General features: G+C 52.6%; 14 protein-coding genes. 4 read left to right on the top strand and 10 right to left on the bottom strand.

The genetic code is table 11. The features are described from left to right. Positions 1 to 28 precede the first annotated feature (28 nt). A complete protein-coding gene (locus tag ORD20_RS08175; RefSeq protein WP_146039117.1) occupies positions 29 to 763 on the top strand; it encodes a hypothetical protein in 735 nt (244 codons plus the stop codon). 266 nt (positions 764 to 1,029) lie between these two features. Here the strand turns inward: ORD20_RS08175 and ORD20_RS08170 are convergent, their stop codons facing one another. The 4 genes from ORD20_RS08170 to ORD20_RS08155 form a co-directional block, all read right to left on the bottom strand. Continuing rightward, positions 1,030 to 2,016, bottom strand: a complete 987-nt coding sequence (locus ORD20_RS08170; RefSeq protein WP_255398216.1) for an AAA domain-containing protein — start codon at positions 2,014 to 2,016, stop codon at positions 1,030 to 1,032. Further along, positions 2,006 to 3,784 (bottom strand): DEAD/DEAH box helicase, encoded by a 1,779-nt coding sequence (locus tag ORD20_RS08165; protein WP_103376807.1) that lies wholly within the window; start codon positions 3,782 to 3,784, stop codon positions 2,006 to 2,008. The genes ORD20_RS08170 and ORD20_RS08165 overlap by 11 nt, the downstream gene beginning before the upstream one ends. After that, positions 3,781 to 5,034 (bottom strand): DUF4011 domain-containing protein, encoded by a 1,254-nt coding sequence (locus tag ORD20_RS08160; RefSeq protein ID WP_158246398.1) that lies wholly within the window; start codon positions 5,032 to 5,034, stop codon positions 3,781 to 3,783. Before ORD20_RS08160 ends, ORD20_RS08165 begins: the two co-directional genes overlap by 4 nt. A gap of 289 nt (positions 5,035 to 5,323) precedes the next feature. Continuing rightward, positions 5,324 to 5,983: a peroxiredoxin gene (locus tag ORD20_RS08155; RefSeq protein ID WP_242968653.1), complete on the bottom strand. Its 660-nt coding sequence runs from the start codon at positions 5,981 to 5,983 to the stop codon at positions 5,324 to 5,326. Between the two features lie 201 nt (positions 5,984 to 6,184). Here ORD20_RS08155 and ORD20_RS08150 point away from each other — a divergent pair, with 201 nt between their 5' ends. Further along, positions 6,185 to 6,667, top strand: coding sequence for a flavin reductase family protein (locus tag ORD20_RS08150; RefSeq protein WP_103376809.1), 483 nt, complete (start codon positions 6,185 to 6,187; stop codon positions 6,665 to 6,667). Positions 6,668 to 6,791: 124 nt separating this feature from the next. Here the strand turns inward: ORD20_RS08150 and ORD20_RS08145 are convergent, their stop codons facing one another. From ORD20_RS08145 to ORD20_RS08135, 3 genes are all read right to left on the bottom strand, one after another. Further along, positions 6,792 to 7,655 carry a MurR/RpiR family transcriptional regulator gene (locus tag ORD20_RS08145; protein WP_242968654.1) on the bottom strand — a complete coding sequence of 288 codons (864 nt, stop codon included), beginning with the start codon at positions 7,653 to 7,655 and terminating at the stop codon, positions 6,792 to 6,794. Positions 7,656 to 7,975: 320 nt separating this feature from the next. Continuing rightward, positions 7,976 to 9,148, bottom strand: coding sequence for an MFS transporter (locus ORD20_RS08140; protein ID WP_103376810.1), 1,173 nt, complete (start codon positions 9,146 to 9,148; stop codon positions 7,976 to 7,978). Positions 9,149 to 9,500: 352 nt separating this feature from the next. Next, positions 9,501 to 10,070 carry an FAD-dependent oxidoreductase gene (locus ORD20_RS08135; RefSeq protein WP_103376811.1) on the bottom strand — a complete coding sequence of 190 codons (570 nt, stop codon included), beginning with the start codon at positions 10,068 to 10,070 and terminating at the stop codon, positions 9,501 to 9,503. Between the two features lie 178 nt (positions 10,071 to 10,248). Between ORD20_RS08135 and ORD20_RS08130 the strand changes: the two genes are divergently transcribed. After that, entirely contained in the window at positions 10,249 to 10,830 is a 582-nt protein-coding gene (locus tag ORD20_RS08130; protein WP_103376812.1) for a hydrolase, read from the top strand. Between the two features lie 154 nt (positions 10,831 to 10,984). Here the strand turns inward: ORD20_RS08130 and ORD20_RS08125 are convergent, their stop codons facing one another. The 3 genes from ORD20_RS08125 to ORD20_RS08115 form a co-directional block, all read right to left on the bottom strand. Beyond that, a complete protein-coding gene (locus ORD20_RS08125) occupies positions 10,985 to 12,154 on the bottom strand; it encodes a trans-sulfuration enzyme family protein (RefSeq protein WP_103376813.1) in 1,170 nt (389 codons plus the stop codon). Positions 12,155 to 12,377: 223 nt separating this feature from the next. Next, positions 12,378 to 13,634, bottom strand: a complete 1,257-nt coding sequence (locus ORD20_RS08120) for an APC family permease (protein ID WP_103376814.1) — start codon at positions 13,632 to 13,634, stop codon at positions 12,378 to 12,380. Positions 13,635 to 14,199: 565 nt separating this feature from the next. Next, positions 14,200 to 14,799, bottom strand: a complete 600-nt coding sequence (locus tag ORD20_RS08115) for a GNAT family N-acetyltransferase (protein ID WP_103376815.1) — start codon at positions 14,797 to 14,799, stop codon at positions 14,200 to 14,202. Between the two features lie 267 nt (positions 14,800 to 15,066). On the opposite strand from ORD20_RS08115, the gene ORD20_RS08110 reads away from it, so the two are divergent. After that, a complete protein-coding gene (locus ORD20_RS08110) occupies positions 15,067 to 15,387 on the top strand; it encodes a c-type cytochrome (protein WP_430626079.1) in 321 nt (106 codons plus the stop codon). Positions 15,388 to 15,432 lie beyond the last annotated feature (45 nt).

Raw genomic sequence — 15,432 nt, 5'->3', positions numbered from 1 at the left:
GCGGAAATGGCGGTGGGTCCATATTGGGGTGATCGCCGCCGGGCTTCTTGTGGTCGGAAAATATGCCGCGGCCAGTTCATGGCATATTGTCACGACCACAACGCCAGCTCCATCATCCGACACCGGCGTCAAACCATATAGCATGCTCGTTAATTACCATTATACCCCAGGGGTAAATCCGCTTCCGACCGTAGATCAAGGACTGCCCCCGACGACGAATGGGTCGGGCGTTACGACTTACTCTGCCGCGATGCAACCGACGGTATTTTTAGGGGCATGGACATGGCAAACTTTTGCTACATTGTCGGCCCAGACCGGCGTCCCCATAACTTCACGCACGTGGCAGGAAACGGGATTACCGCTGTTATGGATTCAAACACCGACGGTAATTGAAAACGCGATGCCCCTGCATTCGAGTCCGCCAACGTACATTCCGGAAGCCTTTCCGGCTTTTAACACGATCCTTCATGCGTCGTGGCAAATTGTTACCCCTACGACGGAGGTTATTGTCGAGCAAACTACTGGTCATCCGGGAGACCTCCGGGTAGGGATTGCCTGGAGTCAAAATGGGTTTAGTGCGGGGGGTGTCATGAACGCCGGCATTCAAGCGCGATATATGATTGATGTGCCACGGCAAGACAAATGGGCTGCCTTAGCAGCCATGACCACAATAACCCCCAACGGTCCCAATATTACAAATGCCCAAGAAGGCCAGAACTACCCCGATACCAGTTCTATTCCGGTCACACCGCCGTTATGGTAACAGACCATGATGAGCTCCTCATCGGGTAGGATATTCCAAGCGCTGTGCTAGACACCCGTGGGTGCGAAAGAATGTGAAAGGACTCCATAGCTTGCATGCGCATTCCGCTAAATTCGTTAACTGCGTATTCGGCTGCCATCCTACAATAGTAATAATCTCTAAGGACCCACGTGCTGACTTGTTTGGCGAAAGGTCTAACATCCTTTTGTACTTGCCTGAGTCAACGGGTCCGCCCCTTAGGGCCGGACCGTTGACAGCTTTGTGCCCTATGCGCCTGATGGCGGGGTCATTGATACTCTGTCACGCCATTGATTAATGGCGCCGTGCAGCCGGGTTTCAATGCGCGGCCCCCGCCGTTTATAACCTAAAAGCGACATCAGTTCCTTAACAAGCTCTTCATTTGTACGCAAACGACCATCTGATTCGAGCCAGGCGATCAATTGGACTAATTCCTCATCGCCTCGTTGGTCAATGGAAAGACCTGGCGTCACCTTGGGCGGTGGCCCCTGTGGGGTCATCGCCTTCACCGGCATTTGTACACTTTTTTCGATGATAGGGCCAAGATGAGACGTACTTGTGTCCGCCGCCGTGATAGCCGCTTGGTACGCCCTGAGGACGCGTTCGACTTCTCCCCCGGGGTTTCTAAACCACTCGGTCGACCAAATCCGATGAAATCGCCAGCCTAAGGCTTCAAGTTGCTGTTGGCGCAACCGGTCCCGGTCGCGAGCGGTGGGGGCCGCGTGGTAGGACGCGCCGTCACACTCAATGGCCAAAACAAATTCTCCCGGCCTCTTAGGATGCTTCACGGCAAAATCCAGCCGATATCGCGAGACACCCCACTGGGGGACCAGCGCTAATCCTTTCGCCGTCAACGCATCGCGGACCGCCAATTCAAACGGGTTCAAAGGCACGTCATCGTGGTTGTCTTCCCGTTCTAAACGGTCCCCGTGAGATTCTGCATACTCGAGGAACGCGCGCAACAACTCCACACCACGAGACATTTTGCGTTCAGGGTCCATATCGCGAGAATCAAACGAGGACACGACCGTCAGGGTTTTTCGGGCCCGGGTGATGGCGACATTAAGTCGCCTTTCCCCTCCATTATGTAATAGTGGGCCAAAACGGTAAGGAAGCGTACCACTACGATCCTTGCCGTATCCAATAGATAAGATGACCGCATCACGCTCGTCACCTTGTACCCGTTCCAAGTTTTTGACGAAAAAATGTTCGGGTTTATGCGCGTCAAAAAAAATCGGCTAAGTCTGAGTGAGAGCGCAGGGCTGCATCTAAAGCCATTTGAATGCGTTCCGCATGCTTAATGCCCATGGTGATGACGCCTAGGGAATCCTGGGGGCGCTCCTTGGCATGTGAAAGGATCAATTGCACCACGCGTTCTGCTTCTGCCGCGACACTTTGAGCATCTTGGTCAGTGCCCGCAGTTTGGGGTACTAAAACATGACGCACTGGCCGATCGTGACCACGGCCAGGAAAGGTAATGAGGCTGTTGCCATAGATATGGTGGTTGGAAAAAGCAATCAGCCGTTCGTCGCGGCTACGGTAGTGCCAACGTAGCCACCAGGGAGACGTCATTCCCGACATCAGATCTAAAACACTTTCATATCCCTCAAAAGGTAACGCTTCGTCATCCTCGATGTCCTCTGGGGTCGAAGCAAAAAATGGCGTCGGTGGCAGCTGATGATTGTCCCCTGCGATGACCGTCTGCTTCCCGCGCGCAATAGCGGCAATGGCATCTTCAGGCAGCACCTGGCTGCCTTCATCGAACAAGACCAAATCAAACAAGGTTTGCGCGGGCAGCAATTGACTAACACTCAGCGGACTCCCTACCCAGCAAGGACGGAGCGCCAATAAAGCATGGGGCGCCCGTTGCAAAAACTTTCGAAGCGATAAATGTCGCGACTTTTTCTGCGATTCTTGGCGTACCAATTGCTCTTCTTGTCCGAACGCATTAAGCATGGTGATAGCAGCAGATGCGTGGTGCCGTGATACGCGTAAGCGTGCAATATGCAGGCGGTCTTGGTCATCCGATCGAAACTCTTCAATGACACGCTCGTGATTTTCTCGCGTAAACGCGCCCAACTCCGGGTCCCCAGACAAAATGTGGTCGACCGCTGAGGAATAGACCGCATAGCGAAACGCCTGACGCCACTCCTCAGCAGGAATTTGGCGGTTCTCCAACTCGTCAAGCAAGGGCCCCATATTCGCCCCTTGCAGGGCTTCGCGCAACTGGTGGGCACGCACCATGCGGTGCGGTGTAACCCGGTCATCGGCCAGGGCGTGTAACATCGATTCCCATCCATGCCAATCATGATCCCAAATCGGCAACCCCAGCCGTGTCAAGTGATTCAGAGCATCTCTCACCTCAGCCCATAGGGCGAGGTGGACTTGGTGGTCGTCAGGGACTCGAGGGATGCCTTGGCTCCCCCGCTCGAGCCACTGCGCTTGTTGGTCGACCAAACGCTCGACATCGTCAGGCTGAACCGCACCCGCAATCCGGTATTGTGCCAATGTTTTAAGAGCGTCTTTAAAGCGCGTATCAGTAAGGCGGTGCACAAAAGCGGAGAATACCCCGCGTCTAGCGGGTTCCAAAGCACTGGCCATTTCTTGCAAATCCAGCGCATACACCTCAGAGCGATAGAGGGTTTGCAATTCCGCAATTTGAGGAAAAAGCGTCAGCATGCGGTCGATATCCTGCAACGTCCTCACCTGCCCGTATTCCCCATTCTCAATCCATATGGCCCGACTGCGAAATTCTGGCCACAGCCGGTCGCGAAGATTTTGCACGATGGCCAAGGTCGTAGCTACTTCCTCTACGGTGACGAATCTTGCCTGGGCCCATGACGATGTGGTAATGGATTGCAGTCCAGCCAACTCTTTTAACTGCTCTTCGGCATGGGCTTTCGATTCGGGTGTCCAGCGTTCTAAGGCGGAAGCCGTCCAACGGGTCCCCACCCGGGGTCCGCTATTCATCAATAACTCGCCTTGCAAACGATATAAACTCATTTGAAAGGGTTCCCGTGCGCGATGAAGCTTTTCGACGTAGCGATTGAGTCGATTGCGACGCTCGACCAATCGCTGATGAAGACCATGAGTCGATTGCGACGCTCGACCAATCGCTGATGAAGACCATTGGACTCAACCGGCTCGGCATTCCGAATTCGGTTCAAACTGGATCCGAGTTGGTTCGCAATCATTTTCTTCGATTGTTCAGCCGCCTGCAAATCCAATGCCAGATAATCCAGACCCACATCCTTTAAGCGGCCTAGCACCACATCAAGAGCCGCACGCTTTTCGGCCACAAATAGAACACTTTTGCCGCGCGCCGCATATTCGGCAATGATATTGACAATGGTTTGACTTTTTCCAGTTCCTGGCGGGCCCAAAATAACGCCTGAACGCCCTTGAATGACGGTTCGAATCACTTGTTGTTGACTAGAGTCCGCATCGAGTAACGTAAACTCATCATCCGGTGGGATTTGATCAAGCTCGGCGATGTCTGCGGGGGATCCGCCGGCAAATAAGCGGGTGATGGCGTCCGGATCGCCAGCAAGGGCCGCAACGAGGTCATTTTCGATCAATGCCTCGCCTAGCTCGTTGAGATCTTCCACCATGGCCATTTTTTGAAAAGAAAAGTTGCCCAAAATCGCGATATCCTGAACGGTAAATCCAGGCACTTCATGGGCCTGTTGTTGAATCGCCTGACCCTGGCGCTTCAATGCTTCCCAATTGGCGGGAAGGTCTTCATCGTTGAGAACAACGCCAAAATCCTTCCGTAATACGTGAAGCAGAATCGGATTAACCCGGATCTCTCCTGTACGCATGATGCGGTATTTCATGTGGAGAAGGCCATCGGACTCCAACTGAATGGGCACCAGCCAGATTGGAGCCACGGGATCACGCCCACTATCACTGGTTCGCCATGTGGCCAATCCCGCTGCCAGGTATGCCGTGGTCATCCCTTTTTCCTCAAAATTGCTCTGCGCCTTATCAGAAATCGTGCGCAATTTTTTGAGATCGTCTTCTCGGTTCGCCAAGTATTCCGTTAGATCGAAGGCCTCGTCTCCAAAGAGCTGGTCGATAAATTGCGCATTGACCGGATCGAAACGCAGCGATCCCGTTTTGAGATCCCGGTAATATAACAGGTTGTTGCGCCTGCCTAAGTCAAAGAGTTTTTCTTGCCATTTTTGACGCGCTTCTGTGACGACCTGGCGGCGTAGTGTGGTCGTGTTTTGCTCCGGTATAATCGTATTCACCTGTGTTATCCCTTTCGACGAGTTTTCATGGGTTCTTCTCTTACCATATTGACGATACGCTGTCATTAATCCTATGCGACCAAGACGACGTTGCCGCATGTTTCCGGTCTTTCCTTAAGGAAAATATCTCTATACAATACTACCGCACAATGAATGTCGCTCAGAACCGCTTTTCTAAAGTTCCCATTTTAAGAATCATAGTCTTTGCCGCCGCCCCAGAGCTGGTGAGAACCCTACGATGTAAAAACGGCCTGCCGCTTGGCAGACCGTAGGGACAATCTAGAAGTTGTTAAAGCTTCTTGGTGCAAAAGTACCACGCTTTGCAATCGACATCTTTTTGCGCCGACCGTTCATCAAGCGATTTGACCGTGTTAGGCGGAGAGACGATGACGGGATCTCCGGGCTGCCAGTTGGCGCCTGTATTCACCTTGTATTGGTCGACCGTCTGCAAAGACTTCAATACACGGATGACTTCATCAATATTTCTTCCGGTGGTCATCGGATAATAAATCATGAGGCGCAAAATACCCTCGGGGTCGATGATAAAGAGCGCGCGCACCGCTTGCGTCGTGGCGGCCTTCGGATGAATCATCCCGTAGAGTTTCGACACGTGCATGTCCAAGTCGGCAATAATCGGAAATGGCGTGTGTTGTCCGAAGTCCTTTTGAATCGAATTGACCCATGCTAAATGGGAAAACACCGAGTCAATGCTTAATCCCAATAGCTGCACATTCATTTCATCGAATTCTTTCTTGCGCGCAGAAAATCCCATAAACTCCGTGGTGCACACCGGCGTAAAGTCGGCGGGGTGGGAATACATCACGACCCACTTACCGCGAAAGTCCGATAAGCGGATGTGGCCAAAGGTGGTATCCGCTTCGAATTCTGGAGCGGGCTCATTCAGCCGAGGCATCGGTTGGATATCATAATTCTGCATGGTGTCCATCATTATTCCTCCTCAATATGTTCTAGGACTTTGTCCTATTGGATACAAGATACACTTAAACCTCATCCCTTGTCAAGCATTCCCTCCAGACATGCAGAGCATGCAGGCGGCGTGGCCAATAAAGTTCCGCATCCGAAAATAGTCAAGCACGGTGAAATGTGCTATGAATGATAGAGAACGTCGTGACCACTCAGGAGGGATCTTATGGACCAAGAAGCCAAGAAACGCAGCTTACGGATGATTACATATGGGTTATACATTCTCACCGCCAAAGACGGCGACGATGTGAGTGCCGGTACCGTAAACTGGCTGTCACAAGCGTCTTTTGCACCGCCCCTGATTATGGTGGGCGTCAAAAAAGACAGCCATTTGCATGAAATCGTCGAGAAAACAGGCCATATGGCTCTCAGTATCTTGGGTTCTGCCCAAAAAGACATTGCCGCGGACTTTTTTCGTCCGACAAATGTGGAAGGCAGTCAACTCAATGGCCACGAGTTCGAATTTTCCCCTGAATATGGCTTGCCGTTATTAACCGAGACCCCGGCGTGGTTTGAAGCTCGCGTGACGGATGCCGTTATGCGCGGCGACCATACGATTTTTGTGGCGGAAGTGACCGGTGCAGGGGTTCGCCAACCCGACGCAGTGCCTTTGGTTATGCGGGAAACTGGCTGGTTTTACGGAGGCTAGCCTTAAGGCCCGGGGGAGTCTCCCGGGCCTTTTCCTTTGATTCGAAGGCACACGACGCTAAACCTACCCTAATTCTCAAAATCGCCTGAGCCAAAAAAACTTGTCAACGCAGACCTTCTTATCCCTACCGCTGTCGCGTCCAAAATGCATGGTTCGCCTGATCGCGAGCTTCCAATGCCTCTAGTCGCTGGCTTAAGCCGGGACGCAAAGCGGCCACTTGGCGGATAATATAGTTAATCAACACGAAAGGCGCGGCATAGGAATCGAAGAGGGAAGCGCTCGCGACAGGTACTACAACCACAGGATCAGCGAGTTGCACCGCGGGGGACACCCACCTGTCCGTAAACGCCGCAATGGGAATATTGTCTTGCCGTAAACGTTCGAGCCATGTAATTAAAGGCTGCGGATAGCGTGGAAAGACCCATGCCACAACCAATGCCTCAGGATCTGGGTTGAGTCCAAACGTTTCCCATAATGGCGTGTTCGGCGTTGCGATTTCCACCCCATCTTTCACTTTGCTGAGAAAATATGCGGCATAGGGCACAATGGTCGACGACGCGCGAGCCCCCGCCAGGACGACACGGCGTGCGCCTGCTATGGCCTTGGCCATCTCTTGCACGTGGCTATCCGCAACTAACGCCGGTAATCCTTCGAGATTCTGAATCTCTTGAGCGACCAAAAGATCCGCTTGGGCCGACCATTCAGGTTGAACATAGACGGCCCGATCTGGCGTGTTCCATTGTTCGCGTACCAAGCCTTGCAACGTCCTGACAAAATCGGTATAGCCGGAAAAACCCATAGCCACACTGAAGCGGGTGATGGAGGCTTGGCTTACGCCAATGACGTGAGCTAGCTCACTAGCCGTCATAAAAGAGACTTCACGATAACGTTCAGAAATATACTCGGCAATTTGCTGATTAATCGATGACGTTTGGGCGGCGGCTGCCACCTGAGCGTGAAAGGTTTCTAAGGTCATAGCTTTATGCAAAATGTCCTCCCTGGATAAAACCTCTGCTCCGCGACTGCCCAAGGGCTGTTTCCACGTTCCGAATCAGTCCTAGCCCGCGCGCCCAGGGGTTTCATGCATTGGTCCGTTGCAACCTTGACAACACGATCATACAACACCCGGGGCGTCTGGTGCTGAGCGCGACACGATCATAGCACGACCGCCACACCGGGAAAAGTCGCTAGTCGCCAGTCGACAAAAATTCCCCGGCCATCGCAAGAAATGGCCGGGGAAAAGCGATTGCCTTTAGGGGCCTGGGGACTTTACACATCCCCGAGCCTTCTTCGTTTGCAACACGCCTCTTATATCTTTTTTAAGCGTAATGAAAATGGAATGCTCAGCAATACCAAGATGGCAGTAATCGTTAAGGCTTCTTGACTGCCCACGCGCGTAGCAATCATACCGATGCCACCTACGGCTAAAGCTCCTAGGGTATTGCCAATCCCCAACGTCAATCCTGAGGCCATGCCCTTATTCTCCGGGAAGAGCGCTTGCCCATACACCATTACCACAGAACCCGTGGAATACAATGAGAATCCGAGCAATCCGATGCTTAGCCAGATGCCAATGCCGCTTGCGTGCAAAAACGCCCATAGAAAAAGGCTCGACAATACGGCGGATCCAATCAAGACAGGCTTGGGGCCCAATTTATCCGAAATAGCCCCACCGGTCATATTGCCAATGCTCCCCACCAAAAACAGGGTGGACAATAATGCCGCCGATTGGCTTAAGGGCCGGTGTAAGTGATGCCACATAATCGGGAGCAATGTCATGGTAGCCATGGACGCCATATTTCGCAACATGACCACGGCTAACAGGGTGCCCGCATGCTTCAAGCCTTGGCGAAAGGCCGGGGTCCATATTTTTTGGTTGCGGATTTTAGGACGCGGGGCCGGACGCATCACAAACCACATGACAATCGCCATGGCCATTCCGGGTAGCGCTAATACCCATAAGCCGTGTCGCCCCAAATATAAGAATGTCGTGGTCGCCGCGATCGGGGCGATCGCGCGTCCAAAATTGCCCCCTATCATAAATAGACTCATGCCTAAGCCTTTACGTGAACCCGAGAGCTCCCCAACCAGAGCCGAGGCATGAGGATGAAATGCGGCATTTCCTAACCCGCCGATGAGCAAGGCTGCCACAAAGACGGCATAAGACGGGGAAAACGCTAAAGCCGTAGCTGACACCAAGCTGCCCACAAAAAGGCCGCCGGCCACAAACATGCGAGTTCCCACCCGGTCGGCCCACAATCCCATAAGCGGCTGCAACATTTGTGTCGTTAAGGCGGCGATGGAACTGAGTAAACCCGCCAACGCGACAGAGAAATGCATGCTCACCATCAGGACCGGTAACAACGCTGGATATAAATTCGGATACGCATCATTCAAAAAGTGCGAAAACGTATAATAGCCCGTCTTCCATGATGGGCGACTTGCCTTTGCTGACGCCGCAATCGTTCCCCCCGAGACCATCTGCGCTACCCTTCCTTCTTTGAACTGTCATTATCAGTATACTGATTTCGTATCTTCTGCCAATAGTCCAGTGGGTGGATTTTTCTTTTGGGCATCCGTGTGGGCAACAGGCGTCAGTGTGGCAGCGCAGTGGATTCGCGAAGCATGAAGAAGCACGGCGTAGTACGGCTCAACCCACCTGGCAGGCCAAGATATGTCTTTTAAGCCCTGCGCCGTGGGCCGACCTTAGTGGTAAAATCCTGTTACTCGCCGAGATTTTTGTTCAACCCCGAGACCTCTTCAAGCGACGTCCCCACGAAAAAATAACGAAGGCCTCCACATTACGAGGCCCTCGTCACGTCACTGCTTGACCTTAGTCCGGTTTGTAAACATCATGATCCACATAACGGTTCCCTGATAACTCGCTTAGTAGATTAATCGCCACTTTGGCTCCATCGCCTGCAGTAATAATCGTATGCATGCTGACTCCTGCAAGGGTTCCGGCGGCCCATATGCCGTCCACCGAAGTTTTGCCCGCGGCATCCGTCGCCACAATCGTTTTAATTCGCGGTTCCGTGCCCGGCTTGGTCTCAACCCCGATACGTTCAGCCAAATCGGTATAAAGACCGGTGGCGAGAATTACTTGTTTCGCTTGATAGACGTGGTGTTCCGTCTCGATGTCAAAGCCTCCACCATCGCGCGGAACAATATTGGTGACCTGTTCATCTGTGATCTCCGCTCCTAATTCCCTGGCTTGGGATTTTCCAAGCTCGACCATTTCAGGTCCCGTCAAAGTGCCTGCCCCATAATGGTTTTTTATCAAGGCTCGTCGCGTGACACTTAACCCATTGTCAAACATGAGGGTTTTTTGCCCGGCTTTTGCTAAAAACATCGCGGCGCTGGCCCCTGCCGGCCCAGCCCCGATAATTGCGACATCATACATCGGTTCTTTTCTCCTTCCAAGCCTTTCATGGGTGAGTCTTCGCATGTTTAGCATACCAGACAGGAATGGGTCCCTCAACGAAGGCGGCAAAGATTGGTATAATATTTCTAGCATATCCGAAGTGATATGTGTTGACACCGGTCCCGATGCCACCGACTTTGAAAATGGAGGAACCAAAATGCCTGAACCTTTAACGCTTGACCCTCAACATACGGCATTAGTCGTGATTGACTTGCAAAAAGGCATTGTCGGTATGCCTGCTGCACCACATAGTACCAGTACCGTGGTCTCCAACGCAGCTAAATTGGCAGACGCATGCCGAGCCGCTGGGGTATTCGTTGTGTTAGTCCATGTGGGACCGTCCCCCGACCGCAAAGACGCGCTAAATCCTCTGACTGATCAAGAAAACAGTTGGCCCACACCGCCTCCGGGTTGGGACGAAATTGTGCCGGAAATGGGGCCAAAACCGGGCGATCATATTGTTCGTAAACGGCAATGGGGTGCCTTTTATGGAACGGACTTGGACTTGCAGCTAAGGCGGCGTGGCATTAACACCATTGTGTTAGCGGGCATATCCACTAACTACGGCGTCGAAAGCACCGCTCGCGATGCTTATGAACGTGGTTACCAACAGGTCTTTGTTGAAGATGCCTGTTCCGCGCGCTCTGCTGAAGATCACGCGTTCGCCTTTCGTGTGGCCTTAAGCCGCATCGGACGCATCCGTTCGACAGACGAAGTTATTCAGAGCCTACAAGCTTAACGCTCAGGGGATAAACGCCCGTGCTTACGCACCGCGTTTATCCTTACCCTATCACACCAAGACTGCCTCTTCTCGCGGCGACCTTAATGTCACGACACTATCCGTGGAGAAGAACATGCTATAGTTCTGGAGCATTCGAAGGTACTCACGCGTGTCAAAGCGAATGGCTTAGCGCTTGAACAAAATCGTCAATAATATCGCTGCTGGATTCAATACCTACAGAAATACGCACAATACTCTCATCAATCCCTACAATCTCTTTCTCTTCAGAGGTTAACTCGCGGTGTGATGCCACCACAGGATGGGAAATGGTCGTCGCGACGTCTCCAAGACTTGGCACCAACCGCACCCGGTCGAGGTGACGGATCATCGTCTGAACGCCCTCATATCCACCGTCCACAGAGATCGACACAATGCTTCCAAAGCCCCGCTGCAGAAGGCGTGTTGCCACCTCATGATCGGGGTGAGATGGCAAGCCCGAGTAATAGACACGGCGCACGCCCTGGGCCTGCTCTAATGCCTGCGCCAGCTCAAGCGCATTTGTGCTCGCTTGCCGCATACGCAAAGCCAACGTGCGTGCCCCGCGTAAGCAAAGCCATGAGGCAAAAGGATCGGGGGTAAAGCCCGCCGCATCCACAATGTGCGATGCGCGCTGAATCGTGTCATGGACCCCCACCACGACTCCCAAGATGAGATCACTATGCCCTCCGATGAATTTTGTCAGGGAGTGTACCACCAAATCCGCTGCCCACTGTAATGGCGTCGCATGAAACGGCGTCGCAAAGGTATTGTCAATCATGACAGGCACATGGTGCTCGTGAGCTATGGTAATAAGGTGCTCAAGATCACAGACACGCCCTAAGGGATTCGAAATACTTTCCATGATTAGGAGCCCCGCGCCTTGCCCCAGTGCGTCACGAACCGTTTCTGGGTTGTGGGTATCGACCCACTGCAAACGATATCCCATGGGACCCAATATATCACGGACAAGCCCGACCGTTCCCCCATAAATTTCCCGAGCTACAAGGATGCAACCGGGATGGGGCAGCAATGTCATAATGCCGGCTAGAAGTGCCGCGGTCCCCGACGATGTGACAAGGCCGGCCTCAGCCCCTTCTAAATTGGCGACAAATTGCCCAAGCGCCTCCGTGTTAGGATTTCCTCCGCGCGTGTAGGAATAACCGGGGCGTTGTCCGCTCAGCACTTCGTCGACTTCGTTAATATCCCGAAAGGCATAGGCAGCCGTTTGAAAAATTGGTGGGGATACCGCGTTATCAGGAGAAGGAACAAGGATGGGCTGAACCGCTTGCGAATAAATATCCATAGAGTATCCGCCCCTTTATGATGCGTGAGTACAATGAGACTACTTTTTACGCCCAGCTTGGTATTTGAGTCATTATAGCCGGGCTATAGCCTACACCGCAAGGCGGCCACAAATTCCTGTTCTCATGTCGCGACCTCCACGCACTTAAAACGCTTAGAGCACTGACGACTGTTTGTGTATTCGGTCATCATCTCATGTGTTAGAGGCAAACCGTCAGAAACGGTCAATATGTTTGGGGCGGTATTTCGTGAGTCGGCGCCATTGCCCATCCGGTTAGTCCTAAAACTGCAGGTAATAATGCGGCCCAACCGACAAAAATAAATGCAGCAAAACTCACGAGCCCAACAATCAGGGCCGCGAACCGTTCAGTGGGAGCTTTCAACAAACGCCACGCGGATGCCATAGCCAAAAGGTATAACGCAATAAACACCGCAGACGGCCAGGCAATTAATGTGGCCAGCGATACATCAAAGAGGGCTTTGGCACCTAAAACGATGGCAAACGGAATGACTAACATCGCCAGAACCCGGTACGGCGTGTGCCATGTGTCATGCAGCTTTGAAAAGTAAGGCGGCAAATCCCCAAGACGCGACTGGGCATAGACCAAACGCGAGAACCCCGCAATATACGTATGCATAGTGCCATAAGTAATGAGCAAGGCAATGACCGCGGTCAGCATGGCCCCCCACGGTCCCAGACCAAGTCCCACCAACTTGGCCAAGCCCGCACCACTGTGCCCCATATCGTACGATTTTGTCCCAATGGTTACCGTCACGACACTCAGATATAACACGTCGATAACCACCACAGCTAGCCCCAAAGACTTGGGGATGTTATGAACCGGGTCAACAAATTCTTCGGCCAAATGCCCGACCATTTCCCATCCCACAAATGCCCAGTATAACAACGCAATCGATTGACCAACAGGCCACCATCCATGCGGAGAAAAGGGGCCAAAGTTTCGCCAATGGACGGCCGTGACTGCGCTGGCTACGGCTGCGACGAGCAGGGCGCTAATCCCCAACACAATTCCCGTTGCTGTTTTTCCTGACCATTCCACGCCCAACAAATTGATCACCAGGGCCGTAACAAGTAATGCTGCGGCCAATAACACAATAGCTCCATTACTCCAATGAAGCAAAGCTCCCATATAGCCAGCGCCAATCAGTGCTGCTGCGGGCGCGGCGACGGGAACGGTGCCTAAATAGAGAATCCCGACCATTCGTCCTGCCCGGTCGCCAAAAGCCGCTCGAACATAGCTGGCAATGCCGCCTGCATCCGGATAGCGGGTTCCTAGTCGGCCAAAGGTCCACGCCGTAGGAATCGCGAGACAAGCCATCGTCAGCCATGCCACCATCGCAGCAGGACCTGCCATTTGGGCGGTGACTTCAGGCAAAATGAGAACGCCAGAACCCAAAACCCCCGCGATCGTCAACCCTGCGCCCTGACGCCACGTCAACACCTTGTTCAATGAGGCCACGACTGTTCTCTCCTAATCATGAGGTTGACTGCCCAGAGCCTCCATGGTGTATTTTAACCCACACAAAAAATAGGACGGACTGTCTCAATCCGCCGTCACGGCTAGGAGTATAACGCAAGGACACCTTGACTGTCGAGGTGGTGAACTTCTGCTCAGCTGCAGGAAGCAACATTTTGACTCCCAAATGGAAGAGAAGAACGATAACATCAATCGACGTGCGCTAGCGCATTGCGGATGGAGCCCACGCATTACGTCCGACGGTTTCACTTATACGTTAGATAGTGGCGCCGACACGTCCCTTCGGAGGCGAGGGGCTTTTTGCTAGACACTTCCCTCTGGACTATGGTTTTCCACGGCAAACGCGGTCATGGCGTATTATCAATCGGGGTGTATTTTCCGTAACCTCAACGCCCACACCCGTCAAAATGACGCCCTCTATTATTGTTTAAGCGAGACGATGTGGTCCTTCATCCAAGACCACTTTACGTTCCATGACCATTTTGCTGTCGTGGATCGCACGGGCTGGCTATGGGCGATCAAACTAGATAATAGCTGAGCTGCGGGGTCACTCAAAGGCGGAGCGTTTTCTCATCATGTCAACCCGGGCAAAATACTCCGGGGCAAGCAATCCATAATATTTTACCGTTCGAAATTGCCCTTTTGACCACACGTGATCCCAGAGCATCCCTTCATAGGTCAAGCCGAGCCGCTGATAAATGCGCTCCGCTTGGGTATCATCGCGTAAGCAACGTCCTGTTACCCGGTGAAGTTCCAAATCTGTAAACCCAAAACGTAAAATCTCCTGCCCTGCCTCCCATTCTATCCCTTGTCCCCAAAAGTCACGGGATAAAACATACGCATAGCGTGCTCTGTGACTTTTCCTATGCCAATGATCATCAAATCCGCAGCTACCAATCACTGTTCTTTGGCGTTTGTCTTCTATCGCCCAACAAAAATATGGGGCCACCGTATAGCGCTCAACCACCGACTGTACCCTTAACCGCGACGCATTCCCGTCCGCATGGGCTTCCCATAGCGTCCACTGAGTCACCATAAGATCCGAGGCGTACGCGAAGACATCTTCACTATCAGACAGCCTGAAAGGACGCAGAATTAACCGGGGCGTTTCTATTTGCGGCAAGCCTTTGCATACATCGAATCCCACAGACGCACCCCCATTTCGAGGATTTCAGGAGTTGGTTACCGACTTTAGTCTAACGCTCTTCATAAAGAAAATATTGTCACTTGTCTTCTTCATGTAAGACAAGGCCAGTCGAGACATTCAGACAGCCCTTTGCACAATCAGCCTGGGGTCGGCACGCCTCGGCATACGAATCGCATGACAGGTGGGGGACTTGTAGGAATAGGACACGAAGTGGACAGACACACTGTCATTAGACCACACAATTTGGCAATGAAAAGAGGGAGTCTAATGAACTATCGCGCCCTATTTGTTGGGTTTGGGGTTACCATGCTTCTCTTCACCGGTTGTGGCACCGAAAATCCTCCGACACCAACACCCAAATCCCTGCCCTATGAAAGCACGCTTCTAGGACGAGGCCACCAAATCTTTTCTAATACCTGCACTCCCTGCCATGGTCAAAACGGTCAAGGTATCAGCGGGCCCGCGTTATGGGGACCAAATTCTGCGGTCGCAGGATTTCCAGGATTTAGCCAACTTGAACAGTTTATTCAGCAGAATATGCCCGCCAGTATCCATTCAGGCGAAGCAGCACGTCTTTCACCGGCTTGAGTGACCGTCCCCGACCAAGGCATGGCGGCCTTCAACCCCGGCCTA

The organism is Sulfobacillus thermotolerans, assembly GCF_039623705.1.
GTDB lineage: Bacteria > Bacillota > Sulfobacillia > Sulfobacillales > Sulfobacillaceae > Sulfobacillus > Sulfobacillus thermotolerans.
Note: the sequence above shows the minus strand (reverse complement) of the source record. Positions and strands in the feature narration are given on the sequence as shown.